Origin of the sequence: Hahella sp. HNIBRBA332 (assembly GCF_030719035.1) — a bacterium.
In the GTDB taxonomy this organism is placed as follows: domain Bacteria; phylum Pseudomonadota; class Gammaproteobacteria; order Pseudomonadales; family Oleiphilaceae; genus Hahella.
Genome location: NZ_CP132203.1, coordinates 4,532,618 through 4,557,501, shown reverse-complemented (window position 1 = coordinate 4,557,501; position 24,884 = coordinate 4,532,618). Strand labels below are relative to the sequence as shown.

General features: G+C 54.5%; 21 protein-coding genes. 6 read left to right on the top strand and 15 right to left on the bottom strand.

Annotated features, from left to right (window positions below; all coding sequences use genetic code 11):
• Positions 1–14 precede the first annotated feature (14 nt).
• On the top strand, positions 15–1,907 hold the full coding sequence (locus tag O5O45_RS20170; RefSeq protein ID WP_459077234.1) for an Lnb N-terminal periplasmic domain-containing protein: 1,893 nt from the start codon (positions 15–17) through the stop codon (positions 1,905–1,907).
• A 53-nt stretch (positions 1,908–1,960) separates the two neighbouring features.
• Here the strand turns inward: O5O45_RS20170 and O5O45_RS20165 are convergent, their stop codons facing one another.
• The 7 genes from O5O45_RS20165 to O5O45_RS20135 form a co-directional block, all read right to left on the bottom strand.
• Positions 1,961–2,662, bottom strand: coding sequence for an ABC transporter ATP-binding protein (locus tag O5O45_RS20165; RefSeq protein ID WP_305901145.1), 702 nt, complete (start codon positions 2,660–2,662; stop codon positions 1,961–1,963).
• Complete coding sequence (livG, locus tag O5O45_RS20160; protein ID WP_305901144.1) at positions 2,662–3,417, bottom strand: high-affinity branched-chain amino acid ABC transporter ATP-binding protein LivG; 756 nt, start codon at positions 3,415–3,417, stop codon at positions 2,662–2,664. The genes O5O45_RS20165 and livG overlap by 1 nt, the downstream gene beginning before the upstream one ends.
• 4 nt (positions 3,418–3,421) lie before the next feature.
• Positions 3,422–4,717 (bottom strand): high-affinity branched-chain amino acid ABC transporter permease LivM, encoded by a 1,296-nt coding sequence (locus tag O5O45_RS20155; RefSeq protein WP_305901143.1) that lies wholly within the window; start codon positions 4,715–4,717, stop codon positions 3,422–3,424.
• The gene (gene livH, locus O5O45_RS20150) at positions 4,717–5,643 is read right to left on the bottom strand and encodes a high-affinity branched-chain amino acid ABC transporter permease LivH (protein WP_305901142.1); all 927 of its coding nucleotides are present in this window, start codon (positions 5,641–5,643) and stop codon (positions 4,717–4,719) included. Before livH ends, O5O45_RS20155 begins: the two co-directional genes overlap by 1 nt.
• Before the next feature lie 110 nt (positions 5,644–5,753).
• Positions 5,754–6,875: a branched-chain amino acid ABC transporter substrate-binding protein gene (locus O5O45_RS20145; protein ID WP_305901141.1), complete on the bottom strand. Its 1,122-nt coding sequence runs from the start codon at positions 6,873–6,875 to the stop codon at positions 5,754–5,756.
• Between the two features lie 463 nt (positions 6,876–7,338).
• Positions 7,339–9,759: an endopeptidase La gene (gene lon / locus O5O45_RS20140; protein ID WP_305901140.1), complete on the bottom strand. Its 2,421-nt coding sequence runs from the start codon at positions 9,757–9,759 to the stop codon at positions 7,339–7,341.
• A gap of 165 nt (positions 9,760–9,924) precedes the next feature.
• Entirely contained in the window at positions 9,925–10,389 is a 465-nt protein-coding gene (locus O5O45_RS20135; RefSeq protein ID WP_305901139.1) for an aminoacyl-tRNA deacylase, read from the bottom strand.
• Positions 10,390–10,657: 268 nt separating this feature from the next.
• Between O5O45_RS20135 and O5O45_RS20130 the strand changes: the two genes are divergently transcribed.
• From O5O45_RS20130 to O5O45_RS20120, 3 genes are all read left to right on the top strand, one after another.
• A complete protein-coding gene (locus tag O5O45_RS20130; RefSeq protein WP_305901138.1) occupies positions 10,658–11,521 on the top strand; it encodes a thioredoxin family protein in 864 nt (287 codons plus the stop codon).
• Between the two features lie 30 nt (positions 11,522–11,551).
• The gene (locus O5O45_RS20125) at positions 11,552–11,914 is read left to right on the top strand and encodes a hypothetical protein (RefSeq protein ID WP_305901137.1); all 363 of its coding nucleotides are present in this window, start codon (positions 11,552–11,554) and stop codon (positions 11,912–11,914) included.
• A gap of 65 nt (positions 11,915–11,979) precedes the next feature.
• Positions 11,980–12,864 carry a substrate-binding periplasmic protein gene (locus O5O45_RS20120; RefSeq protein ID WP_305901136.1) on the top strand — a complete coding sequence of 295 codons (885 nt, stop codon included), beginning with the start codon at positions 11,980–11,982 and terminating at the stop codon, positions 12,862–12,864.
• A gap of 6 nt (positions 12,865–12,870) precedes the next feature.
• Here O5O45_RS20120 and O5O45_RS20115 read toward each other — a convergent pair whose 3' ends face one another.
• The 4 genes from O5O45_RS20115 to O5O45_RS20100 are packed head-to-tail and all read right to left on the bottom strand — an operon-like array spanning position 12,871 to position 17,162.
• A complete protein-coding gene (locus O5O45_RS20115) occupies positions 12,871–14,067 on the bottom strand; it encodes an ABC transporter permease (protein ID WP_305901135.1) in 1,197 nt (398 codons plus the stop codon).
• A gap of 1 nt (position 14,068) precedes the next feature.
• Positions 14,069–15,283 (bottom strand): ABC transporter permease, encoded by a 1,215-nt coding sequence (locus tag O5O45_RS20110; protein WP_305901134.1) that lies wholly within the window; start codon positions 15,281–15,283, stop codon positions 14,069–14,071.
• A 2-nt stretch (positions 15,284–15,285) separates the two neighbouring features.
• Positions 15,286–16,032, bottom strand: a complete 747-nt coding sequence (locus tag O5O45_RS20105) for an ABC transporter ATP-binding protein (protein WP_305901133.1) — start codon at positions 16,030–16,032, stop codon at positions 15,286–15,288.
• Positions 16,029–17,162, bottom strand: coding sequence for an efflux RND transporter periplasmic adaptor subunit (locus tag O5O45_RS20100; protein ID WP_305901132.1), 1,134 nt, complete (start codon positions 17,160–17,162; stop codon positions 16,029–16,031). Before O5O45_RS20100 ends, O5O45_RS20105 begins: the two co-directional genes overlap by 4 nt.
• Before the next feature lie 261 nt (positions 17,163–17,423).
• On the opposite strand from O5O45_RS20100, the gene O5O45_RS20095 reads away from it, so the two are divergent.
• Positions 17,424–17,765, top strand: a complete 342-nt coding sequence (locus O5O45_RS20095) for a PilZ domain-containing protein (RefSeq protein WP_305901131.1) — start codon at positions 17,424–17,426, stop codon at positions 17,763–17,765.
• Between the two features lie 2 nt (positions 17,766–17,767).
• On the opposite strand, the gene O5O45_RS20090 is transcribed toward O5O45_RS20095, so the two are convergent.
• The 4 genes from O5O45_RS20090 to O5O45_RS20075 are packed head-to-tail and all read right to left on the bottom strand — an operon-like array spanning position 17,768 to position 23,483.
• Positions 17,768–20,608, bottom strand: a complete 2,841-nt coding sequence (locus O5O45_RS20090; protein ID WP_305901130.1) for an FAD-binding and (Fe-S)-binding domain-containing protein — start codon at positions 20,606–20,608, stop codon at positions 17,768–17,770.
• Positions 20,601–21,275 (bottom strand): LutC/YkgG family protein, encoded by a 675-nt coding sequence (locus O5O45_RS20085; RefSeq protein ID WP_305901129.1) that lies wholly within the window; start codon positions 21,273–21,275, stop codon positions 20,601–20,603. The genes O5O45_RS20090 and O5O45_RS20085 overlap by 8 nt, the downstream gene beginning before the upstream one ends.
• On the bottom strand, positions 21,268–22,737 hold the full coding sequence (locus tag O5O45_RS20080; protein WP_305901128.1) for a LutB/LldF family L-lactate oxidation iron-sulfur protein: 1,470 nt from the start codon (positions 22,735–22,737) through the stop codon (positions 21,268–21,270). Before O5O45_RS20080 ends, O5O45_RS20085 begins: the two co-directional genes overlap by 8 nt.
• Complete coding sequence (locus tag O5O45_RS20075; protein WP_305901127.1) at positions 22,734–23,483, bottom strand: (Fe-S)-binding protein; 750 nt, start codon at positions 23,481–23,483, stop codon at positions 22,734–22,736. Before O5O45_RS20075 ends, O5O45_RS20080 begins: the two co-directional genes overlap by 4 nt.
• 580 nt (positions 23,484–24,063) lie before the next feature.
• Between O5O45_RS20075 and pdhR the strand changes: the two genes are divergently transcribed.
• Positions 24,064–24,831 carry a pyruvate dehydrogenase complex transcriptional repressor PdhR gene (gene pdhR, locus O5O45_RS20070; RefSeq protein WP_011395212.1) on the top strand — a complete coding sequence of 256 codons (768 nt, stop codon included), beginning with the start codon at positions 24,064–24,066 and terminating at the stop codon, positions 24,829–24,831.
• The last annotated feature ends 53 nt before the right edge of the window (positions 24,832–24,884 follow it).

The window sequence follows — 24,884 nt, the reverse complement described above, 5'->3', positions numbered from 1 at the left end:
GCGCATGACGCCCTATGCGGTTGAAGCATTTCCTATCCGTTTTTCTTCCTGTTGCATTTCTTTTTATCAATCCCGTACTCGCTGCTCTTCCTGGGGCTGCTGCTAATGACTTAAACGACCAGCAGCCATTGCTAAAAACCTTGGCTTCATCCTCGGAATGGCTAGGATTGCTGCATTTTCGCTCTGATTCTTTAAGCCCAACAGGCTATTCAAGTTTCATTGATGATCCCGATTTTTTCCTGGCGGAAACAGGAAAGGTTGATGCAGAGGTCGAGCTTGAAGCGACCCTGCGCTCAATGACGAGCGCGGATAGAGATGTCAGAGAAAATATTTCCTGTCGCTTTCCTTTGCGTAAGAAGTGGCTTGAGGCGCAGCTTCCGAATAATTCCGTCTTGCAGGCGCCTTCATCATGCCCTGAGTATCGCCAGTGGCGAGAGGAGGTAAACGCGGCCAAAGTCTCTCTGATTTTCCCAGCGGCTTATTTAAATAGTCCGTCGTCAATGTTCGGACATACATTTCTGAGGTTTGACCCCGCTGACGTTGAAGACGACTCAGAATGGTTGTCGTGGGCGCTAAACTTTGGGGCGACTATTAATGGGGATGACAATTCCATTTTCTTTGCGTATCGAGGCCTTGCCGGCGGCTACCCTGGTCAGTTCAGCATGATGAGATATTTTGAAAAGATCAAAGAGTACAGCTACATGGAAAACCGGGATATGTGGGAGTATCGCCTGAATCTGACTCCCCAGGAAGTAGAGCGTATGCTGATGCACTTGTGGGAGCTGAAAGACGTGCGGTTCAAGTACTACTTTTTAGATGAAAACTGCGCTTTCCGTCTTCTTGAGTTGTTGGAGATCGCGCGGCCATCTGCGCCTCTGACGTCGAAGTTTCCTTTTACTGCAATACCAGCGGACACTGTGCGTGCGGTCATTGAAGGGCGTTATGTTGCGGAACGGCGCTACCGTCCCTCAGAGGCTGTGCTGCTGCAGGAGAGAATACGCCGACTGGCTGATCCTGAAAGAGAACTTGCCTACCAAGTGGCGGCGAATCCTGAGATGATGGCGTCCATGGACTTCAGTGCTTTACCGCCTTCCCGGCAAGGAGCTGTTGCGCAGACGGCGTATAGCTATACTCGCTATGAACAGAGAAAGACGCAAAGGAGTCCCGATCTGGCGCGCCGTAGCTTTAAACTGCTACAGCAGATAAGCCAACTACCTGCGGATAGCGTTGCGCCAGAAGCACCAGAGCCTCCCGAGACTGGACATGGCAGCACTATGGTGGCCATTGGAGGGGGCAGTCGTGATGGCGATAGCTTTACTCAGCTTCAATTTCGATACAGTTATCATGATCTGCAGGATCGCCAGGAAGGTTATCCCCGAGGCGCTCAAATAATCGCGGGCGACGCCCAGTTACGTTATTTCGAGAATGACGGCTGGGAGCTGCATCGCTTCGACATCATTAATATTATCTCTCAGTCCCCGGTGAATAAGTTTCTGCGTCCATTGTCATGGAAGGTGCAGGCGGGCTTTGAGCGTGTATGGAGCGATGTTGGCAGTGACAAGGCTTATCAACTAAATGGTGGCGCTGGACGCAGTTATGACGTAACAGAAGGGCTGGGTTTGTTTGGTTTTTTGACGGCGCGTCTGGAGCATGACCCGGATTTTAAAACCTGGATCACCCCGGCGGCAGGATTAAGCGCGGGCTATCTATTAAATTTGCCTTGGGGCTTTCAGTCCATCAAAGTGGAAGGCGAGTACTTTAGCAGTGATGAAATACGCTATCGCGGAGTGGTGGAGCAAAACTTCGACTTGGCGCAAAACCATGCTTTCAGGGCCCACCTGTCCCAGGAATGGAATCGCAGTGACGGTAGATGGGAGGCTGGAATAGTCTACAGGTATTACTTTTAAGGAAAGGCGGCGCTCAGGGTAGCCTGCGCCGCCGTATAGAAGGGCGGTAATGTTTAGCCGCCGAGATAAGCTTTGCGGACGTCCTCGTTCACCAACAGATTGGCGCCAGTATCCTGAAGGACGACTTTGCCGTTTTCCAGTACATAACCCCGATCCGCCAGACGCAGCGCCTGATTAGCGTTCTGCTCCACCAGAAAGATGGTCATGCCTTCTTCTCTGAGCTTGCCGATGATCTCAAATATCTGGTTGATGATAATCGGGGCCAGACCCAGCGATGGCTCGTCCAGGAACAGCATTTTAGGATGGCTCATGAGGGCGCGCCCGATCGCCAGCATTTGCTGTTCACCGCCAGACATTGTGCCTGCACGTTGGCTGTGACGTTCGCGTAAGCGTGGGAACAGGTCGTAGACATATTCCAGCGTGCGCACAAAGTCGCTCTTGTCAGAAAAGAAGGCGCCCATCTGCAGGTTTTCGACCACTGTGAGCCCAGAGAAAACACGACGCCCTTCCGGCACGATAGCGATACCGCTACGCATGATTTCGGATGTGGGTGTTTCGGTGATGTCTTTGCCCATGAAGGTGATGCGGCCATCGCTGGCTCTCGGGTCGCCGCAGACCGTCATCAACAGCGTGGTCTTACCTGCGCCGTTGGCGCCAATCAATGAGACGATCTCACCTTGATTGACTTCCAGACTGATGCCGTGCAGAGCTTCGATCTTGCCGTAGTGGGTGTAAACATTCTCGAGTGTAAGCATTAGTCTTCTCCCAAGTACGCCTTGATGACATCGTCGTTCGTTTTAATTTCATCAGGCGTGCCATTGGCCAAAGGCGTGCCCTGGCTGACGACATAGATGCGATCAGAAATGCCCATGACCAGTCCCATATCGTGTTCTATCAACAGGATGGATACATTGTAGTCATGCTTCAGGCTGACTATCAGCTCGTCGAGATCCCGGGTCTCTTTCGGGTTCAGGCCGGCTGCGGGTTCGTCCAGCATCAACAGATCTGGTCCTGTCACCATACAGCGAGCAATTTCCAGACGGCGTTGCTGACCGTAAGCGAGGTTACCCGCTTCGCGGTTGGCGAGTGGCAGTAGGTCGACTTTTTTGAGCCAATAGGCGGCTTTCTCCATGGCCTCGCTTTCTTTCTTGCGATAAGAAGGCGTTTTCAATAAGCCGGAGAGCAGGTTGGTGTTGACGTGACGATGCTGCGCCACCAACAGATTTTCAATCACCGTCATGCGGTTGAACAGGCGCACGTGTTGAAACGTGCGAACCATTCCAAGACGAGAAATCTTAAAGTCAGGCAGCCCTTGAACCGGTTTGCCTTTGAAGGTGATTTGCCCCGAAGTCGGCTTATAGAAACCGGAGATGCAGTTAAAGACAGTCGTTTTACCTGCGCCGTTGGGGCCGATAATGGAAATGATTTCCCGTTCGTTGACGTCCAGCGACACGCCGTTTACTGCGAGCAGGCCGCCGAACCTCATGGATAAATCGCGAACAGACAGCATTGTCCTACTCCTGTTTCAACTGCAGATGTGGGCGTTTCATTGGGATCAGGCCTTGTGGGCACCAGATCATCATTAACACCATGACCATGCCGAAGGCGAGTAGGCGATACTCGTCGAACTCCCGCGACAACTCCTGAAGCAGCACCACCAGAACCGCTGCGACCATGACGCCGATTTGCGAGCCCATGCCGCCAAGAACAACGATGGCGAGAATGATGACTGACTCGAAGAAGATGAACGACTCGGGGCTGATATGCCCTTGGCGAGCGCCATACAGGGAACCTGCAAAACCTGCGAACGCTGCTCCGATGGTGAAGGCGGACAGCTTGATAGCTGTGCGATTCAAACCCAGCGAGCGGCATGCTATTTCATCTTCGCGCAGTGCTTCCCATGCGCGTCCTACAGGCATGCGAATCAAGCGGCGAACGATAAAGATTGTCGCCAGAGCCAGCACCAGCGCGATGAGATAAAGTACGATAACCTTCAAGGAAGAGTCGTAAGGAACGCCAAAGAACTCGTGGAAAGCAACATTGCCTTCGGAGGCTCTGCGGCTGAACTCCAGGCTAACAATGGAGAATTCAGGATCGAACTGCAGCATTGGAATGGTTGGCTTAGGGATGCCGCCAATACCGTTAGGTCCACCTGTCAGACTGGTCAGGTTGTTCAAGAGAATACGGATGATTTCCCCGAAACCTAAAGTCACGATGGCAAGGTAGTCGCCGCGTAATCTCAATACCGGGAAGCCGAGCAAGAAGCCGAATGTCGCAGCAAGCAATGCACCAATCGGGAGGCACACCCAGAATGACATACCAAAGTATTGCGACAGTAAGGCGTAGCTATAAGCGCCGACTGCGTAGAAAGCGACATATCCCAGGTCAAGCAAGCCTGCGAGGCCTACTACGATATTCAGACCAAGTCCAAGAATAACGTAGATGAGCGCTAAGGTGGCGATATCAGACCAGATGCGTCCAGTATTGAAAGGAATTAGAACTGCGGCGATAAGCAGGGCGACAAAAAATATTTTGCCTGCCATGTCGCGCTTTTCTTCTGGCGGCATAAGCTTGGCCAGAATATTTCCTTTAGGCTTGATCGCTGCTTTAGCGGTGTTCAGTTGCTCTCTAAACAGCTGGCTCAAGAAAACCGCTGCAGCAGCAAGCAAAATATACACATAGGTGCTTTGCGTAGCGCCTTCCAGTACCAGTTTGGTGCCTTCATGAGTCAGTTTCAGGCCCAAAATCGGCAAAGACAGAACCAGAGTAATGACGGCCGTGAATAAAGCGAACGGCAGATTCTTGCGCATTAGATTTTCTCCACTTCCGGCTTGCCGAGAATGCCTGTCGGCTTAAACAACAAGATCAGCACTAATAACGCAAAAGAGACGACGTCTTTGTACTCGGTGCTGAAATAAGCGGCAGTCATACTCTCAGTGACGCCGAGAATAATGCCACCCAACATTGCGCCAGGAATACTGCCGATGCCGCCAAGAACGGCTGCGGTAAAGGCTTTTAGGCCGGCAATAAATCCGACGAATGCATTCACGACTCCGTAGTACATGCCGAGCAGCGTCCCTGCAACCGCCGCCAGCGCAGCACCAATAACGAAGGTGGAGGCGATGACGCGGTTGGTGTCTATGCCCAGCAGGTTCGCCATTTTCAAATCCTGTGCAACGGCGCGGCAGGCTCTGCCCATTCTGGATCTGGAGATAAACAACGTCAGCACTGTCATGGAGATAATGGTGACAACGAAGATCAGAATCTGGATATAGGACAGGGACGCCTGGAAGCCGTCTTCAGGACCGAAGCTCCAGCCGCCGCTAATCTGGGAGGACATGGCGATGTCCCGTGAACCTTGTCCTAAACGAACATAGTTCTGCAGGAAGATGGACATCCCTATGGCTGAAATAAGAGGAATCAGACGGTTGCCGCCGCGTAGAGGGCGGTAGGCGATGCGCTCTATGGCCCAACCGAAGCTACTGGACACCAACATGCTTGAAAGCAGGGCGACCAGGAATATTAATGGTAGGAACTCCACACCCAGCATAGCCATTCCAGAAATAGCCATGAATGCGACGTAGGTTCCTATCATATAGACCTCGCCGTGGGCGAAGTTAATCATTCCAATGATGCCGTAGACCATGGTGTAGCCTATGGCGATGAGAGCATAAGTGCTCCCAATGGTAATTCCGTTAATTAATTGCTGAATGAAGTAAAGAATCACTTCTAGCATGGGTGTTACTCCGGAAGATGTGAACCGGCCTAGAAACTGACAGGCTTTGCTAATAAAAACACCCTCTCCCGGCGAACCGGAAAGAAGGTGTTGTTATGAAGCGATACGGTTTATTTTACTACGGTTTTGGAGCCGTCAGCGTGCCAGGTATAGATTTCGAAGTCGAAACCTTTCAAATCGCCTTTTTCGTCAAACGCAATTTCACCCATGGGGGTTTTGAAGGAGTGGCTGCGAAGGTAGGCTTGGATCGCATCAGTATCGGTGGAACCTACGCCTTTGATCGAGTCAGCGATAACCTGAACTGCTGCGTAGGAAGTCATTACGAATGCGCCGCTGGCGTCTTGGCTTTTCGCTTTGAACGCGTCAACCAAAGCTTTGTTTTCCGGTCTTTGATCGAAAGCAGGAGGCAGGGTTACGTACAGACCTTCGGAAGCTTTACCTGCGATCTGGCTGATGTCTTTGTTGCCCACGCCTTCAGGGCCCATGAATTTGATGCCCAGCCCTTTCTCTGACGCTTGACGCAGAATCTGGCCCAGCTCAGGGTGGTAGCCGCCGTAGTAAACAAAATCTACGTTCTCTTTCTGTAGCTTGGCGATCAGAGGAGAGAAGTCTTTATCGCCTTTGTTTACGCCTTCGAACAGAACGACGTTGACGTTTTTCTCTTCCAGAGTTTTCTTAACCGCAGTTGCGATGCCTTCACCGTACTGTTGCTTGTCGTGAATAACCGCAACGCGCTTAGGCTTAACCACGCTGGCGATAAACTTGCCGGCGGTTGGACCCTGATGGCTGTCAAGACCGATGGTGCGGAAGATCATTTGATAGCCGCGCTCAGTGATGTCAGGGTTGGTGGATGCTGGAGTGATTGTGATAATGCCCTCGTCCTCATAAACGTCAGACGCTGGCTGAGTGGAACTGGAGCAAAGATGGCCCACTACGAATTTAATGCCGTCATTAACGATTTTGTTGGCTACGGCAACGGCTTGTTTCGGTTCACAGGCGTCGTCGTATCTAACTGCCTCAAATTTGTCGCCGTTTACGCCGCCAGCAGCGTTGATCTGCTCAACGGCCATTTCCGCGCCGATTACCTGCATGTCGCCATACTGAGCAACGTCACCGGACTGCGGGCCGGCGATGGCGATTTTGATAGTCTCTGCGTTAGCCAGGTTCAAGCCGCCCATTAATAAAATTGAAGCGCCAACACCTAATACTTTCCGAGCGATCTGTTTCTTCATTATTGTCTTCCCGATTTAAGTTATTAGTTATCCCAGGTTCAGACGCCGCCGAGTAGAGTGAGCTCTGAGGCTCTTTTTCGGACGGGGCTTCATACTGGCATATTATGGTCTAATCGTTAATAGACTTTTATTTTAAGGCCATTGGCCTATTGACCAGTTGGAATACTAACCTCAAAGCGTCGCGGTGAAAAGATGCGCATTTGTCTTGGATATAAGGATTTCGCGCAGTTTTTTCGGAGGCAAAAATTTAAGGCAAAAAAAAAGGTGCTTGGAGAGCACCTCAAACGCTTTTCTATACTAGAAAGACAGGACAAAACATCATCACAACTGGTAAATGTCAGTATAAAACTCCACCAAAAGTCGCATAATACGTGATTTCCGATACGGTATGCGGCCTAGGAAAAAGTGGCTCTCCAGAGCATTATTTAGCATCCATTTCCAAGAGGATGGAGTGATATGACTGTTATCCAAACATGACTTTGTAGACGTCCTGGAATGTACTGGCGAAATGCATCGTCAAACCAGAGCGAATGTGTTCCGGCAGTTCATCATAATCACGTCGATTGGCTTCGGGCAGAATGATTTCATTCACTCCGCCGCGTTTCGCCGCAATTACTTTTTCACGTATGCCTCCTACCGGAAACACCTGGCCGGTCAGGGTTAACTCTCCTGTCATCGCAACATTGCTTTTCGGCGTTTGATTGCGCGCCAGGGACAGTAACGCAGTCGCCATCGTAACGCCGGCGCTGGGGCCGTCTTTGGGCGTGGCGCCCTCCGGTACGTGCAGATGAACGAAGGCGCGCTCAAAGAACTCGGGATCGCCTTTGAATTCTTTCAGGTGAGCGGAGACATAGCTGTAAGCGATTTCTGCAGACTCGCGCATTACATCGCCAAGTTTCCCGGTCAGTTTAAAGCCCCGGTTACTGGAGTGAATTAATTGGGCTTCAACCGGAAGCGTGGCTCCGCCCATGGCGGTCCAGGCCAGTCCCGTGACCACGCCAACGCCGCGCAGATTTTTCTCTTTACGGAACAGAGGCTGGCCAAGGAATTCAACCAGGTTGTTAACGCCGATCTTTATCGGTTGGTCTGGGTTTTCCATTAAGCGGACGATAGATTTGCGGATCAATCGATGCAGCCTTTTTTCTAAATTACGCACGCCGGCTTCCCTGGCGTAGCCGTCGATCAGTTGGCGCAGTGCGGCGTCAGTGATGGAAACCTGTTTCTTTTTCAGGTTCATGCGCTTAAGAAGTTTTGGCCAAAGATGGTTTTTCGCGATGGCCATTTTTTCTTCTGTGATGTAACCGGAAAGACGCAATACATCCATTCGGTCCAGCAAAGGTCCCGGAATAGTGTCTAACTGGTTGGCGGTGCAAACGAATAGCACTTTCGACAGGTCCAGCCTGACATCCAGGTAGTGATCCAGGAACTCGTTGTTCTGTTCCGGGTCCAGCGTTTCCAGCAAGGCGCTGGCCGGATCGCCCTGGTAAGAGGCGCCAATTTTGTCGATTTCGTCGAGCATGATGACGGGGTTGGCGGAGCCGACATCTTTTAACGCCTGCACCATTTTTCCTGGCATCGCGCCGATATAAGTGCGTCGGTGGCCTTTTATTTCCGCTTCATCGCGCATGCCGCCCAGACTGAAACGATAGAATTTTCTGCCCAACGCCGCTGCGACGGATTTACCGATGGAGGTTTTGCCGACGCCGGGAGGGCCGATCAGCAATAGAATCGAGCCGGATACCTCTCCTTTAAAAGAGCCTTCCGCCAGGAACTCGATAATTCTGTCTTTAACGTCATCCAGACCATCATGCTCTTTGTCGAGAATCTCCCGGGCGTGGGCGATATCGAGTTTGTCTTCGGTATGAACGCCCCAGGGAACCTGTGTGAGCCAGTCAAGGTAGTTACGGGTGACGCCATACTCTGGCGAACCGGTCTCCAGCATGGACAGCTTTTTGATTTCTTCATCAAAGCGCTTAAGTACGGCGTCCGGCGGATGACGTTCGCTCATACGCTGCTGGAATTCCTCGACATCAGCTGTACGATCGTCTTTAGCCAGCCCGAGCTCCTTCTGGATAACCTTAAGCTGCTCGCGCAAAAAGAATTCACGTTGGCGCTCGTTGATTTTCTGATTCACCTCTGCGCTGATCTGGGTTTGCAGCTTGGCGACTTCCAGTTCCTGCTTCAGCAGAATCAATACTTTTTCCATCCGCCTGAGCAGTGGCACAGTATCGAGTATTTCTTGCAGCGCTGGACCTTCCGCCGTGGTGATGGCGGCGGCGAAGTCGGTTAATGCGGAGGGCTCGTCCGGGCTGAAGCGGCTCAGATACTGTTTCAGTTCTTCGCTGTACAGTGGGTTGAGCGGCAGCAACTCTTTGATGGTGTTTATCAGGGCGATCGCATAAGCCTTGAGTTCCTTCTCCGATTCTTTCGCCGGTTCAGGGTATTCGACTTCAACCAGATAAGGCGGCGTACGACGCAGCCACTGCGTGATGCGGAAACGTTGCAAACCTTGGGCGATAAACTGCAATTTGCCGCGTTCGTTAACGACATTATGCGCTTTCACTACACAGCCGACATGGGCGAAGTCATTGGTGTCGGGCGGCTCATCCGGGGAGGAGGTTTTCTCTACGTAAGTCAGTCCCAGAATCTGGTGTTCGGTCTTGCCAACGCGTTTCAGGGTTTCTTCCCACAGGCTGGCGTTAATGACCAACGGTTGAACCTGAGCAGGAAAGTAAGGTCGGTTGCTGATGGGAAGCAAATAAATGCGCTTGGGCATTACCTGACCGGGAAGCACCAGCGCGCCGCCAGCGCGACTGTCTTCAGCTTCGTCCTTGCCTATGTATTCGGAATGCTTTGAATCGGAGTCAAAATTACTTTCTGTCATGTGCGGTGATCTTGTCAGTAATGAATAACCATTTGCTCATGGCGAATTAGATGGGGGACGAATAACGCGAGTTAAAGTGAGACGCGGCAATAAAATAAGTGAGTAAGTTGTAATGCTGGTGGGAGGAATTAGCGGAGCGCTCATAGAACGGGCGCTCCGGCGACGTTAGTTATGCGCGCTGAATGTGCCGTGGGGGCAGCTTTTCATCATCTCCATGAAATCATAGTGGGAGATGTGCACCAGTTCCTGATGGTCGCCGCCTTCCAAATAGAAATCCGGTTCATAAGCCAGTTGCTCATCCCAGATAGTCGGCATACCAAAAGCTTCTCCGACAGCGGGAATGGCCCCGGCGGAACAATCACCGAACAGTTCGCATAATTCTTCCTCGCTGGCCAGAGATAATTGACGCTTCAGCGCCTGATTGATCTCGCGCAGGTTGAGATGATTGGTGGATGGAATGGCGGCGATGACGTAGCCTTTTTCATCTTTGAGGACGACTGCTTTCACCATTCTTTCCACGGGAACATGCGCCGTTTGCGCGCTTGCCATGGATGTTTCACTGTACGGATGGGTAATGACCTCATAATTCACGTTATGACTGGTCAGAAATCGTTGGAGCGTATTGGACATTGACATACTGTATCCTCCTCAGCGTGACAGCCGCTGGTGGCGGCTTTGTTGCACATGTGGCGGTTTGGCCGTCGGATTCCGGTGTCGCCCTGTTGTACATCTGACGGAGCTGGTTAAATTATAGCCTTTCGGAGGCGATGGGACCATGACGCCTTGTTTTTGCGCTCGTTCGCCCTCACATTCTTTTGCATTGCATCTTCCCGACAATTCAGGCGGGCGGAGTCTTTCGTTGCGCCTGGCTTTTTTATAAACCGGAGTCATATCTGACATGGCCGAATCTCCCTATATCATCGAAGCGACCCTAGAAAACTTTCAGACGGAAGTGCTGGAAAAATCCATGCAGGTTCCTGTGCTGGTGGATTTCTGGGCGGACTGGTGCGCCCCGTGTAAGCAACTGATGCCTATTCTGGAAAAGCTGGCGACGGAGTATCAGGGCGCTTTTATTCTGGCCAAGGTGAATGCGGACCAACAGCAGGAGCTTGCGTCTCACTTGGGCGTGCGCAGTCTGCCTACGGTCAAGCTGGTCCATCAAGGCAAGTTGGCGGGGGAGTTCAGCGGGGCGCAGCCGGAATCCAAAGTGCGCGAATTACTGGGGCGCTACATTCAAAGCCCGGGCGCGGAATTGCGTGAGCAAGCCCGCGCGCTGGTTGAGCAAGGTCAGGCCGAGCAGGCGCTGGCGATGTTGACTCAGGCGAATCAGGCGGATCCCAACAACATGGAGATTCTGGTGGATATCGCCGCAGTGAAAGTCGCATTGGGAGAGAAGGACGAAGCGTCGACGATCCTGTCCAGCTTACCGGCGGATATTCAGGGGCGCCCGGACGTCAAACAGTTGCTGGCGCGCATACGCTTTGTTGAAAAGGCTGGCGCTATCGCGCCACTGGCGGATATTCAGCAACGTTTGCAGGCGAATGCGGCCGACGCTGAAGCACGCTTTCAGCTCGCTTTGCACGCCATCATGAACAACAAGTTCGAGGATGCGGTAGAGGCCCTGTTGAACCTGATGCAGACTGATCGGAGTTATGGCGATGACGCCGCCAGAAAAACGTTGATAGAGCTTTTCGACATGCTGGGCGCCGCGCATCCTCTGGTGCGGACATACCGTCGCAAATTATATGCTTTACTCCACTAAGGATGTGTGACGCTGAGAATGGATCTGAAAATGTTGGATTCAGAACGGAATTATCCCCGTGACATTGACGGCTGCCAGCTGTGTCGTCGCGAAGTCCCGTCTCTGACTCGCCATCATTTGATTCCGAAGACGCTGCACGGCAAAAAAAATATTCGCCGTCATTATGATCGGGATTATCTCAATAAGGCCATTGTCTGGGTCTGTCGCCCTTGTCATAGCTTCATTCATGGATTGAAGTCTGAATCTGAGCTGGCGGTCCACTACAACAGTCTTGAAAGCCTGCGGGCGCTGCCTGAAGTGCAGGAATTTACGCAGTGGCTTGGCTCCAAGCCAGCCGGCTTCTCGCCAAAGAAAAAGTTGCGTAAGAAAGGGGGGGGAGCCTGGGAGGCGTGACTGCTCGCCAGGCTTTGCTAAGCTTAAGGATAAACGCCATCTGCATTTCATGATGGGGCTCCGTTATGAAGTTAATCATCGTTGGAATCGCCTTTTTCGCCTGTCAGGTCGCCTGGGCCGCCGGGCCGTTGAAAGTCATTTTCCCCGCCTCTGAATCCCTGCAGGACACCCGGTTTATCGACTTGGTGGAGATGTTGAAAGTCTCCCTGGATAAAACGGTGGATCAATACGGACCTTATTCGTTGGAGGAGACGCCGCTGGCGATGAGTGAAGCCCGCTATCTTGCGGAGTTGGATAGAGGCTCATCCGTTCTTAATGTGGCCTGGAGTTCCACCTCGGATGAGAAAGAGCGTTTGATGCGCCCCATCCGCATTCCCTTGCGCAAAGGGCTACTCGGTTATCGCATCAGCTTGATCACAGAGGAAACTCAGGCCAAATTCGACGCCCTCGAAAATCTCTCCGATCTGCGTTTATTAAGCATTGGACAGGGCTTGGGGTGGGGAGATATCCAGGTTTATGAGAAGAACGGCTTTCAGGTAGTGACGGCCAGTAGCTACGAAGGCTTGTTCAAGATGCTGGCGCAACGCCGGTTTGATCATTTTCCCCGGGGCGTGAACGAGATTTTCGCTGAATACCAGGCCCGGCGGGATTATTTGTCGCAGATACAGATTGAGCAGCGCACGCTGATTTACTATCCCTGGCCTTACTATTTCTTTGTCTCCAGGCAGAACGCCAAACTCGCTGAACGCATTGAGCGGGGTTTGAATATCATGATCGCCGATAAGACGTTTGATCAGATATTCCTCAAGCATCATGGCGATTCAATTAATAAAGCACATTTGTCCGAGCGTCGCGCTTTTGTCATCAAAAACCCGTTTTTGCCGAAGGAGACGCCAGTGCGTCGCAAAGAACTCTGGTACGACCCGCTAGATCTGATGTCGCAGATTTAGTGGCGTTTACTCTGTTCTGAGGGCGTCGATAGGATTCAGACGCGAAGCCTGTAGCGCCGGGACGACGCCCGCGATAAGCCCAATCAGCGAAGACAGTAATAACGCGATCAACAGAAACGGCGCATGGGGGCGGATAGGGAACTCGGGAGCGAACAGAAAAGTCAGCGCCGTGACCCCGCCCATGAGCAGCAGTCCGCATATCCCGCCTATTGTCGAAAGCGTGACAGCCTCCGCCAGGAACAGACTCAGCACTTGCGCGCGGGTGGCGCCCAGAGCCCGCAACAGACCGATTTCGCTGGTGCGTTCCCGCACGCTGGTGGTCATGGTGGTGAGAATGCCGACGCCGCCGACCAACAGGGAAATAGAGCCCAGCAGACCGACGGCAAGCGTCAATACCGATAAAATGCTGTTTAGACTGGTGAGCATTTGATCCTGTGTGATCAACGTAAAATCCTCGCGACCGTGGCGTTGAATCAACATCTTTTTAATAAGGGCGGACATGTAAGTGGAATCTGTGGCGGGGGAGAAAATGACGTCAATTTCCATCAGGCCCTCGCGGTTGAAGAGGTCCAGCGCCAAGTCGGCGGGGATGTAAGCGGTGTCGTCAAGGTCGAATCCCAGCATATCCCCCTTGGGTTCAATCACTCCAATTACGCGAAAGCGCATGCCGCCGATGCGGATAAGCTGACCCAATGGGCTTTCACCTTGAAACAGCTCCTGTTTAACCTTGTGGCCGATGACTGCATAAGGGCTGGAGCGCGCATCGTTGTTGCGGGGCAAAAAGCGGCCCTGCGCCACGGCGAAGCGCCAGGCTGCGGGCATATCCGCGCTGACTCCGAAGATATCCACATTGCGGGTGCGCTGTTTGTACTCAATAGCGCCGGCCCCTTGCACCACCGGCACCACATATTCCACATAAGGCGCTTGGCGCAGGGCCTCCGCGTCTTGTAATGAGAGAGGACGCACCGTGCTGAGAATGCCTCCCATACCGCCAGTTACGTTTTTACCCGGGTTAATCGCGATGATACGAGCGCCAAACTGGGAGAACTCATCCATCACATAGCTGCGCACGCCTTCTCCGATGGAGGTGAGCAAGGCAACTGCGGCGATGCCGATGGTGATGCCGAGTGACGTGAGCACCGCGCGGGTGCGGCCAAAGCTGATGGTGCGGGTCACCATTTTCAGTAAATCCGGCGCTTTCATTTCAGGGGCCTTGCTTGTGCGTCAGCGCTTCGACGGGCGCCAGGGCGGCGGCCTTGCGGGCGGGCAGATAGGCGAATAGCAGGGCGGTGACAATCGCAACGCCCACCGCCGCAAGCTTCACCCATAGCGGCGAGCCCAACGGAATCTGGTCGTAGAGCAGGCGGCCCGCCGCCAATAAGGACTCGCTTATCAAGAGCCCGATCAAACTGCCAATTATCGCCAGCAATAACGCTTCGCTCAGAAATAGCCGGCGCACAGTGGCGGCGCTGGCGCCAAGCGCTTTCAGCAGCCCAATTTCCGCCGTGCGTTGACTGACGCTGATCAGCATGACGTTCATAATCAGCACTCCCGCCACGGCCAGACTGATGCCGGCGATACCGCCTACCGCCAGCGTCAGTGTGCGCAGAATTTCGTCGAATGAAGAGAGCAAAGCGTCTTGCGTGATCAACGTGACATCTTCCTCGCCGTCGTGTCTTTCCTTGATGATGCTGAGGATGGCGTTGCGGGTGGGCGTGAGTTCCCGCTCGGAGCGGACTTCCGCAAACAGTCGGAACAACCCTTCCTGATTGAATAGCATCTGGGCGCTGGCGACGGGGATCAGCATCGCTTCATCAAAGTTCAGGCCCATAGCAACGCCTTTGCTCTCCAGGATGCCGATCACTCGAAAGCGGCGGTCGCCGGCGCGCACCCATTGACCCAGAGCGGGCTCAGGGCCGAAGAGCTCTCGTTTAAGCGTTTGTCCCAGCACGCAGACCGCATCGGCGAATGTCGGGTCCCCCGTCGGCAGCGCCCGTCCTTGCAACAGGCTTAGTTTGCGGATCGCAAAAAAGTCATGGGTAGTTCCCACCACAAAACTTTCCCGCAGTCGGCTTTGATAAGACAGCTCCGCCATGCCAGCGATAAGCGGCGCGGTGCGGTTGATCGCGGAAAGTCGCTTCAGGGCCTGCATGTCCTCCAAGGTCAGATCGCGTGGCGCTTCGCCGGTTATCGGCGGCATGCCGCCAGTGGTTTCTTTTTTTCCCGGCATGATGATCAGCGTGTTTTTGCCGAGAAAGCTGAACTCGCCCAAAACAAACAAACGTGCGCCTTCTCCCAGCCCGGTCAGCAGATTGACCGCCGCCACGCCAATAATGAGCGCGATCATTAACATGAGAGTGCGAAAACGATGCCCGATCATGACCTGGATATTGAAGCGGGCTAAGTCCACGGCGCGCATGGCTAATCGCTCACACCGTTTTGGCGCAGGTCGCTCTGAATGCGGCCATCCACCATTCGCAGCTGACGCTTGGCGCGTTTGCCCAGCTCGACATCATGAGTGACCACCACCAGAGTAATGTCCTGAGCGTTCAACTCTTCCAGTAAAGTGACGACGTCAGCGCCGGACTGGGTGTCCAGGTTTCCTGTTGGCTCATCTGCGAGGAGCAGCTTGGGCTTCATGATGATGGCTCTGCCGATGGCGACTCGTTGTCGTTGCCCACCGGACAGCTGATTGGGCAGGTGACTGGCGCGGGCGGTCAGGCCCAGTCGCTCCAGCATTTCAGACACCATGCGTGCGCGTTCTTTCGGCGCCGCGCCGGCGAGAATCAGCGGCAACTCAATATTCTCCCGTGCGCTCATGCGGGGGATAAGATGGTAGGACTGAAATACGAATCCGATATTCTGCTGACGTAAACGCGCCCGTTTTTCCTCGTTGAGGTACTGAGTGGGTTCTCCGTTCAACAGATAGGCGCCGGCGTCCGGTCGATCCAGTAATCCGAGAATATTCAGCAGAGTGGATTTACCAGAACCAGAAGGCCCCATCACGGAAACGTAATCGCCGGCCAGCAGCTCAAGGCTGACTGCATCCAGAGCCTTGACGGTCTGCTCGCCAAGTTGGAAATGCCGATTGATCTCATGCAACGCGACGACAGGCTCCGCCGGTTTTGAGGGTGATGAGGACGTTGCCGAACGGTTAGCGACGCTCATGGTTGCGGACGCACCTGCACGCCATCTTCCGCCCCTTCCTGGTCCAGCGCGGAGAGGACGCGGTCGCCCTCGTTCAAGCCGCTTACCACCTCCGTGTACACCCAATTGCCGATGCCGCCTTGGAAGGTGACTTTATGCAGACTGTGGTCATTCGGGTCGAATTTCAGGACGGCGTCACCTTCCAGAATCATCTCGGTGGGGATGCGCAACACATTGTCCCGGCTATCGATAATGATCTCGATGTCCGCGCTGTAGCCGACCAGTAAGTTCATGTCTTCGGGGAATTCACTGATTTCCACTTCCACATCGACGGTGCGGGCCTGCTTTTCGTACTCCTGCACATAAGGCGCGACCCGCGTCACCACCGCCAGCAGCGCGCGGCCACGAAAGGCGTCCAGCGTCACGCGTGCGGGCATGCCCACTTTAATGCGCGCAGTGTCGACTTCATCTATGGGAGCGCGCACGTACAGGCAGCTATCGTCAATCAGATCGACGGCGGGAGGAGTGGGTACGCCGGGTGGGGAAGGCGTTACATATTCGCCGATCTCTCCGTTGATTTCCGCAATGACGCCGCTGAACGGCGCCCGTAACGCGCTGCGCTCCAAATGTGCGGCCTGCAGTGCGACGACAGCCTGACTTTCTTCAATCTGCGCCGCGGCGGCCTTGCAGGCGAGGGCGGACATTCCCGCCTGGGTGCGGGCGGCGTCCAGAATATCTTCGGAGGATAATTTCTTGCTGGCCAGGGTTTGTTGGCGTTGCAGTTCTCTTTGGTCCCGCTCAGCGCCAAAACAGACCTCCGCCTTTTTTTGTTCGGCGATGGACAATCCAGCGCGAGCCTGATCATAGAGCGCGCGCAGGTCCTTGTTCCATAGCTCCAAAAGCAGTTGTCCGGATTCGACTCTGTCTCCCGCCTTGACGTGGAGGGCGGATACTGCGCCGCCGGTAGGCATGGACAGTTTGGAGCGCTGACAGGCGCGCACGGCGCCGGCGCGGGTGTTCGCTACGGTGCTTTCCACTGCGCCTTTGCTGAGCGTGTGCAGGGGCGCCTGTAATGGTTTCGGACGCCATTTCCAATAGCCTAACCCGAGTATCAACGCCGCGGCAATCAGCGTTATCAAAGCCTTTTTCACTACTCCCCCTGTGTCGCTGGCGCGGATTCGCCGGTCAATGACGTAGAGGCCATTGTGTCCGATCGCCTGCGCGCTTAACCCGATACAAATCAAGTTAGCACTGAATTGGCGTTGGCGTAGGGTCTGCTAATCTTTAGTATATGCAGGCTCGATAAGAAAAGGCCAAGGCGCGATTCGAGGGCTGGAGCGACAGACCTGAGAACGGAGTTCATGCGCCGGCGTTGCGGACATCCCATAAAGCTGGCGAAACCGGAGGGTGCAATGAGCGATGCTCATGAGCAGGATGGTCGACGCAGTCCCAGGCGGAACGCGTCATGGCGAACGATAGTCAAAACCCCCGACAAAAAGATGTACATGGGCAAAATCGATAACGTCTCCGCCCACGGCTACCTGTTTGAGTTCCCAATTCCGTTGCCGGTCGGCGCAACGCTGATTATGAAAGTCGAGATCGTACATCACGCCAAGCGTTGGGAGAGCATTGCGTCAGTCATCGTGCGACACGTCGTCGTGCGCACATCGTCCTATCTGGTTGGCGTGGAGATCACCGATATCGATGATGAAACCGCTCACTTCCTTAACGATTACGCCAACGGGCATGTGTAGTTTCATACACTTGCCGGCTCCGCCAGTTTTTCGCTGACTCTGTCCACCAGATAAACAATGCTGTGATAATGCACGCCCGCATGCAGTGATAAACCGATTTCACAGCTGCGGCTATTGGAGAAGCCTTCACCGCATCCTTTTTCCTGTACTTGCGCTTTCAGCGGCGCCAAGGCTGACGCATTCAATTCGGGGTGACTAAAGCCTCTGTCGCCGGCGAAACCGCAGCAGGTGATATGTTCCGGCATCACCACTTGATGACAACAGCGTTTGGCGATCGCCAGAAGCTTGTCGCCAATCCCCATTTTTTGCGCGCTGCAGGTGACATGGATGGCGATAGGCGCATCCTCTTTTTGAATTCTGAGGCGATCGAGCACGAAGTCGTGGATAAACTCAACGGAGTCGTAAATCTTTAATTTCTTCCCTGCCTCGGTTTGCTCAATCGCTTCCTTTAATTTCTGCGTGCATGGGCTGGCGTCGCAAAAGACGGGGAGTCGTCCGCCTTCGCTGGACGCCAGCAGCGCTTGCGCCAGCTCTTCGGCCTTTTGCCGGGCGCTGTCGGGGAACCCTTTGCTGGCGAAGGGCAGGCCACAACAAAGTTGGCCGATATTGGACGGGAAGCGAACATTCAAGCCGGCCTTTTCCAACAAGTGCAGGCAGGCTTCCGTGAGAGAGCGGGTTTCCACATCGCCCCGGGCGGGGCCCATGGTGCGGGAAGCGCAACTGCTGAAATACACCACGTCCGCCGCCTTTTCACTAGTCCGACACGAACTGGCGGCGGTGGGAAGAAAGGGGTGCCAGAGCGGCATCCGTTCCCCGCTTAGTTTGCGTGCGCCCTGGCTTAGCGAGGACATCGCTCCGGCGCCTAAAACCCGGTGCATGGCGTCGGCGCCGCCTAGCCCTAAACGCGTGGCTTTGGTCAGCAGTGAAAAGTGTTCGGCGACCCATTGGGCTTTACCCGCTTGCGCCGCGTTTTTCTGTTGGCGATGCAGACGGGTGAGGTCGCCGGTGTTAATGCTCACGGGACAACTTAGCGCGCATAATCCGCACGCGGCGCAAGTGTCGTCGCCGGCGTAATCATAGGCGTCCATTAGTGTCCGTAATTGTTCTGCGTCTTCTCCGCTGGCCTGTAGACGGGCTATTTCCCGGGAGGCGACGATACGCTGACGAGGCGTTAAGGTCAGTTCGCGAGAAGGGCAGGAAGGCTCGCAGAATCCACACTCGATACACCTGTCTATCAGCGGATCTGCCGCGGGTAGCGGCTTCAGGTGACGTAGATGAGCCTCCGGGTCATCGTTGATGATCACGCCGGGATTCAGAATGCCTTTGGGGTCGAACAGGTCTTTGATGCGACGCATGACAGCATAGGCTTCCGCCCCCCATTCCAACTCAACAAACGGCGCCATGTTACGGCCTGTGCCATGCTCGGCCTTCAGGGAGCCGCCAAAGCGCACCGCCACCAATTGCGCCACAGCGTCCATCAGTCCGCGATAGCGTTCAATGGCTAAATCAGAGGAAAACTCCTGGGAAAACACAAAGTGTAGGTTGCCCTCCAGAGCGTGGCCGAAAATGAGCGCGTCCGGGTAGTCGTATTCGGAGAACAGGCGTTGCAGCTCCAGAACCCCCTCCGCCAGGTGTTCAATCGGAAAAGCAATGTCTTCGATGATAACCGTCGTGCCAACATCTCTGGCGGCGCCCAGTGCGGGAAACAGGCCTTTGCGCAGGTTCCATAACTGCGCGCAATGATGAGGGTCTTTGCTGAAAGGAACTTGGTTGAGCAGTGGAAACTCATTGAGCAGTTGCTGGATCTGTTCGATCTGTGTGTCCAACATGTTGGCGTCAGGAGCGCGTGACTCGATCAACAAAGCGGCCGCGCCGTGAGGCAGGTCGCGTACAAACTCCGGCGTGCCGGGTTTGTTCTGCACTGAGGCCAAACCACGCCGATCAATCAGCTCCACGGCTGCTACAGGAGAGGCCTTCAGTTTGGATACGGCCTGACAGGCGACATGGATATCTGGAAAAAACACCAGGGAGGTGGCTTTGTCGGGATGATCCGCCACAGTGTTGTAAGTAATGGCGGAGATGAATCCCAATGTCCCTTCGGAGCCGATCAGCAAGCGCGCCAGAATATCCACAGGGTCGGTAAAGTCCAGAAGCGCATTGATGCCGTAGCCGGTTGTATTTTTCAGGCGATACTTGTGTCGAATTTTCGCCGCGAGCTCAGGATTGGCGAGGATTTCAGCGCGCAGATTCGAGATGCCTTGCAACAGCGCGCCATGCGTCTGCGCAAACGTCTTTCGGGAGCCCTCGTCGGCAGTATCCAGGACAGTTCCGTCCGCCGTCACCGCGCGAATGTGCGCCAGCGTATGGTAACTATTCTGTTGCGTTCCGCAGCACATACCGCTGGCGTTGTTGGCTGCGATGCCGCCGATTTTCGCCGCATTGATGGACGCTGGGTCTGGACCGATCTTGCGCTGAAAGGGAGCAAGGTAGCGATTAGCGTGAGCGCCGATCACCCCCGGTTGCAGGCGAATACGGGCGCCATTCTCCTCAATCTGATGCTCTCGCCATCCCTGTAACTGTACCAGCACCGAGTCTGTTACTGCCTGACCGGACAGACTGGTGCCCGCCGCCCTGAAGGTCAACGCGATGTGGTGAGCGTCAGCCTGTTGTAACAAGCGGATGACTTCGTCTTCGTTTTCCACCCGCAACACCAGTTGCGGAATCAACCGATAAAAGCTTGCGTCCGTTCCATAGGCGAGACGACGCAGGGGATCGTCAATCACTCTGGCGGCGGGAATGAACTGGCGCACCGCCTGAGAGAAACGGGTGAAGGATTCAGACATGATCGCTTTCCTCCGCAACAATCAGAACCACGACTAAACGCTTGGGGCCATGGGCGCCGTAGGCCAGCGTCTGCTGAATATCGGCGGTTTTGGACGGACCGGAGATGAGCAGCAGGTTTGTGGGCAACGCGGTTTCGATCCGGGTTTGATGAAGCGCTTCCGGTAAATCCGTATACAAGTCTTTGGCGTGGATAAGAAGGCTGTGTGTGGGAGGAACCAATGACAGCGCCCGTGGCTCGTCAGCGCCGGTTTTCACCATCAAGGTTCCCGTCTCAGCGATGCCCGCCATGGCGGCGCCAAAGCCGCACTGAATATGATTGAACAGTCTGTCTTTACAGGTTTCTATATCTTCTTCATAGGCCTGTAGCTGTAGTTCGGGATAGGCATGCGCGGCGGATTCTATGGCCTGTCCGTGAGCTGTGTTCGGTGCGTAAATCACGCTATGAACGCCTGTCTCCCTCCAGAAAGATAAAAGACGTTGCGTCCAGTCCTCTTGCGTCGCCGTGATCACTTCAGCGTGCGCCGCATGCAGGTTTTCGGTAAACAGACGCACTTTCTCCGCGATACTGAGTGTCGCCGACGCGGCGGCGGGAGCCTGCGCGGGTTGAGATGGTTTGGGCTGGCGATAAGTGCGTAAACGGTTGAGGATGGCTTCGCGACTACTCATGCCGACCGTGCTCCTGTGATGAGGCGTTTGATTGAGAGCGCTGCGCCGCCAGCTCATGTAGCGAGCGTGCGGCGGGTCTGGGTGCGCTGCGATAGCGGGTCCAGGGACCGATGTGTTTGGGCGCCAGCGCGCGCAGCCGGGTAGCGAGGAATAGTACGAGTTTGTACAGTCCAGGTTTGCGCGACAACAGCGCCCATAACTTCCAGGTAATCGCTTCCGGGCGCTTGCGTAATGAACCTTGGCCTCTAGGGCCGGGAACGGGTGTTGGCTCGCTGTTGTTGGATTCATAACGCAGACGACGAATCAGGTCGGCTAGTGGAATCTTGACCGGACAGGCTTCTCCGCAGGCGCCATTGAGAGAGCAGGCCTTAGTGATGGCGCCCGCTGTGTGCAAACCCCAAATCTGCGGCGAGACCACTTGGCCGATAGGGCCGGGATAAGTGGTTCCATACGCGTGGCCGCCAATACGGGTGTATACCGGGCAGTGATTCATACAGGCGCCGCAACGAATGCAACGCAGAGTCTCTTGCAGTTGCTTATCCGCATAAATGCGTGAACGTCCGTTATCCAGCAGCACGACATGTACTTCCCGTGGACCGTCTTTTTCATCGGGTTTGCGCGGGCTGCTGATCATATTGAAATAGGTGGTGATGGCCTGTCCGGTAGCCGAGCGGGTAAGCAGGCGCAGCAGGGGAGGGATGTCCTGTAGCGACTCGACCACTTTTTCAATGCCGCAAAGCGCGATATGCACGGGCGGTATGGTGGTGGTCATGCGACCATTGCCTTCATTTTCCACCAGACAGAGCGTGCCGGTCTCCGCCACGGCGAAATTCACGCCAGACAAACCAACATCCGCCTCAAAAAATTTCTGCCTCAACACATCGCGGCCGATGCCGATCAAGCGGTCGACGTCTTCGCTGTACTCCACCCCCTCTATTTTCTGGTTGAACAGGCGGGCGATTTGCTGCTTGTTCTTGTGAATCGCGGGCATGATGATGTGTGAGGGCGTTTCGTCCGCCAGCTGGACGATGTATTCGCCCATGTCCGTTTCCAGGCACTCGACGCCATGATCAGCCAGGAAATGATTGAGCCCAATCTCCTCCGACGCCATGGATTTTCCTTTCACCATCCTGGTGGCGTCATGCTTGTGCATGATTTCCAGAATGATGGCGTTGGCCTCCTGCGCCGTCTCCGCCCAGTGCACCTGTATGCCGTTCTCCGTGCAGCGTTGCTCGAATTGCTCCAGTAGCTCAGGAAGCTGGCTCAGACAGCGATTGCGGATAGCCTCGCCTTGGGCGCGCAAGGCTTCCAGATCCTCCTTATCGGGAAACATGGCGGCGCGTTTGCCCACCAGGAAGTCCATGGCGCCGCGGAAATTGGCGCGTAACTCCTGGTCTTGCAGGGCGTCGCTGACGCGCTTGTCGAATTCCAGATTGACCGTGGCGGGCTCGAAGCGGCTCATTGCGTACGCTCCCATATAAAGGAAGCGATATGTTGCGCCGGGATTTTATCTTTGCGTTTTTCCAGAGCGCCGCTGATATTCATCAGACAGCCACAGTCGCCAGAAACCAGATCATTGGCGCCGGTGGCGAGCAGGTTGTCGCATTTATCCTGCACCATCGCATTGGAAATGTCCGGCGCTTTCACGGCGAACGTGCCGCCAAACCCGCAACATTCCGAGGCGCGCTCCTGTTGAACGATCGCCACGTTGCGCATTTGACGCAGCAGGGAGATGGCGTCTTGCGCTGTTTTCATACCACGCTGAGCGCTACAGGAGTTGTGGATGGCCACAGTGGCGGCAGGCCCATGATCCACAAGCTGCACTTTGCAGACATGCACCAGAAACTCAGTGAGCTCATAGGTGCGCGCCGCCAAATTCAGCGCTTGCTTGTGAAGGGGCGTAGCGGCGAACAGATCCGGGTAGTGATGGCGCAACATATCCGCGCAGGAGGCGGATGGAACCACTACCGGCAAGTCTTCGTTCAGACAGGCGATTTGCGCCGCCGCTACCTTGCGCGCCTCATTATCGTAGCCTGAGTTATAGGCGGGCTGGCCGCAGCAGGACTGCTGCTGTGGATAGATCACCTTGACGCCTTCGCGTTCAAGCAATTGAATGCCCGCCATACCCGCTTCGGGGTAGAACAGATCAATGAGGCAGGTGCCGAAAAAATACACCTGCTCGGGTTTTTCCGGATAAGCTCGTTGCATGTCTGATCTCTGTGTTTACTTCCCGTGAGCTGAATCTAACGGCTTAGCTGGGCTGCCGTGGATTTTGCGCGAGAAATTATGGTTTAAGTAATTGGTAATACCAATTTACCAAAAGTGCTGAGGCTAAAATAACGCGGGGTTCCCGCCGGTGTCAATCAGCGCCGATCAACCTTGTGTGCGTCTAAAAAATGTACTGGATGGTAGGCTGTTAATACTTTGGTCTAAGCAATAATGCGTTTGCAGGACAGTTGTGTTAGCCTGCGCGTCGTTTGGATTGGTCATACCAGTTTGTTGGTCATACCATCAGCGGCGAATCCGCCGCAGTTTCCATAGAAACACCAGGATTATAGGCGGCGCGCGGGGCGCCGGGGCTATTGGAAAGTGGCCGCATACGCCTCCCGTGCTAAGCTTACTTGCGTACATCGCTGCGCGCATGCTCGGCCTTTCAAGCGCCTGCGGCTAAATGTCCTGACATCCGCCCGCGAGGAACTTGATTCCACAGACTGCGGGGTAGGGAGCGTCGGAAAGTGAAACGTTTAGCGTCTGTCTGGAGCCATAACACCGTCTCGGTGACATTTTAATGCCTGTAATGAAGCCCCTCAAACAACCCAAGTTGTCGGATGTGATCGTCGATAGCCTGGAGCAAATGATATTGGAAGGCAGCCTGAAACCAGGGCAGCGGTTGCCTCCCGAGCGGGCGTTGGCGGTGCAGTTTGAAGTATCCAGGCCCTCTGTGCGAGAGGCTATCCAGAAACTGGAGGCCAAAGGGCTGGTGGTGAGGCGTCAGGGCGGGGGCAATTTTGTGTCCCAGGAACTGGGCGCCAGTTACACCGAACCGTTGTTCGCCCTGATCGGGCAGCATCCGGAAGCGCAGTATGACCTGTTGGAGTTCCGTCACGCGCTGGAAGGCGTGGCCGCCTACTACGCCGCGATTCGCGGGACGGGGGCGGATCGCAAAATTATTGAAAAACGCTACAATGACTGGCTGAACTATCACGAACAACGCGTCTCTGATCTGGAGGCGAAAGCGGATGCGGAGTTTCATCTGTCCATCGCGGAAGCCGCCCATAACGTGGTGCTGCTTCATACTATGCGCGCATTGTTCACCTTGTTGAAACAGAATATTGTTAGCAACCTACATTACCTCTACGAAGAAGAGGCGATGCGGCTGAAAATAAAAGAGCAACATTTTCGCCTGAAAGAAGCCGTACTGGCGAGAGATCCGAACGCCGCCCGAGCCGCGGCTCACGAGCATCTCGCTTATGTGGAAGAAATCGTATTGGAAAAAGGCAAGGCCGATTCCAGAAACATGCGCTCACTGCGGCGCCTGCAAAATCTGGATGAATAAAAAAATCCTGCCGCGCGACTACTTTTTAAAAGATCCAGATGTGGGTCGATGGG

Bases quoted from the DNA above. Each gene is read 5' to 3' on its own strand.
- O5O45_RS20170 (WP_459077234.1), top strand. From the start codon at position 15: ATGCGGTTGAAGCATTTCCTATCCGTTTTTCTTCCTGTTGCATTTCTT.
- O5O45_RS20165 (WP_305901145.1), bottom strand. From the start codon at position 2,662: ATGCTTACACTCGAGAATGTTTACACCCACTACGGCAAGATCGAAGCT.
- livG (WP_305901144.1), bottom strand. From the start codon at position 3,417: ATGCTGTCTGTTCGCGATTTATCCATGAGGTTCGGCGGCCTGCTCGCA.
- O5O45_RS20155 (WP_305901143.1), bottom strand. From the start codon at position 4,717: ATGCGCAAGAATCTGCCGTTCGCTTTATTCACGGCCGTCATTACTCTG.
- livH (WP_305901142.1), bottom strand. From the start codon at position 5,643: ATGCTAGAAGTGATTCTTTACTTCATTCAGCAATTAATTAACGGAATT.
- O5O45_RS20145 (WP_305901141.1), bottom strand. From the start codon at position 6,875: ATGAAGAAACAGATCGCTCGGAAAGTATTAGGTGTTGGCGCTTCAATT.
- lon (WP_305901140.1), bottom strand. From the start codon at position 9,759: ATGACAGAAAGTAATTTTGACTCCGATTCAAAGCATTCCGAATACATA.
- O5O45_RS20135 (WP_305901139.1), bottom strand. From the start codon at position 10,389: ATGTCCAATACGCTCCAACGATTTCTGACCAGTCATAACGTGAATTAT.
- O5O45_RS20130 (WP_305901138.1), top strand. From the start codon at position 10,658: ATGGCCGAATCTCCCTATATCATCGAAGCGACCCTAGAAAACTTTCAG.
- O5O45_RS20125 (WP_305901137.1), top strand. From the start codon at position 11,552: ATGTTGGATTCAGAACGGAATTATCCCCGTGACATTGACGGCTGCCAG.
- O5O45_RS20120 (WP_305901136.1), top strand. From the start codon at position 11,980: ATGAAGTTAATCATCGTTGGAATCGCCTTTTTCGCCTGTCAGGTCGCC.
- O5O45_RS20115 (WP_305901135.1), bottom strand. From the start codon at position 14,067: ATGAAAGCGCCGGATTTACTGAAAATGGTGACCCGCACCATCAGCTTT.
- O5O45_RS20110 (WP_305901134.1), bottom strand. From the start codon at position 15,283: ATGCGCGCCGTGGACTTAGCCCGCTTCAATATCCAGGTCATGATCGGG.
- O5O45_RS20105 (WP_305901133.1), bottom strand. From the start codon at position 16,032: ATGAGCGTCGCTAACCGTTCGGCAACGTCCTCATCACCCTCAAAACCG.
- O5O45_RS20095 (WP_305901131.1), top strand. From the start codon at position 17,424: ATGAGCGATGCTCATGAGCAGGATGGTCGACGCAGTCCCAGGCGGAAC.
- O5O45_RS20090 (WP_305901130.1), bottom strand. From the start codon at position 20,608: ATGTCTGAATCCTTCACCCGTTTCTCTCAGGCGGTGCGCCAGTTCATT.
- O5O45_RS20085 (WP_305901129.1), bottom strand. From the start codon at position 21,275: ATGAGTAGTCGCGAAGCCATCCTCAACCGTTTACGCACTTATCGCCAG.
- O5O45_RS20080 (WP_305901128.1), bottom strand. From the start codon at position 22,737: ATGAGCCGCTTCGAGCCCGCCACGGTCAATCTGGAATTCGACAAGCGC.
- O5O45_RS20075 (WP_305901127.1), bottom strand. From the start codon at position 23,483: ATGCAACGAGCTTATCCGGAAAAACCCGAGCAGGTGTATTTTTTCGGC.
- pdhR (WP_011395212.1), top strand. From the start codon at position 24,064: ATGCCTGTAATGAAGCCCCTCAAACAACCCAAGTTGTCGGATGTGATC.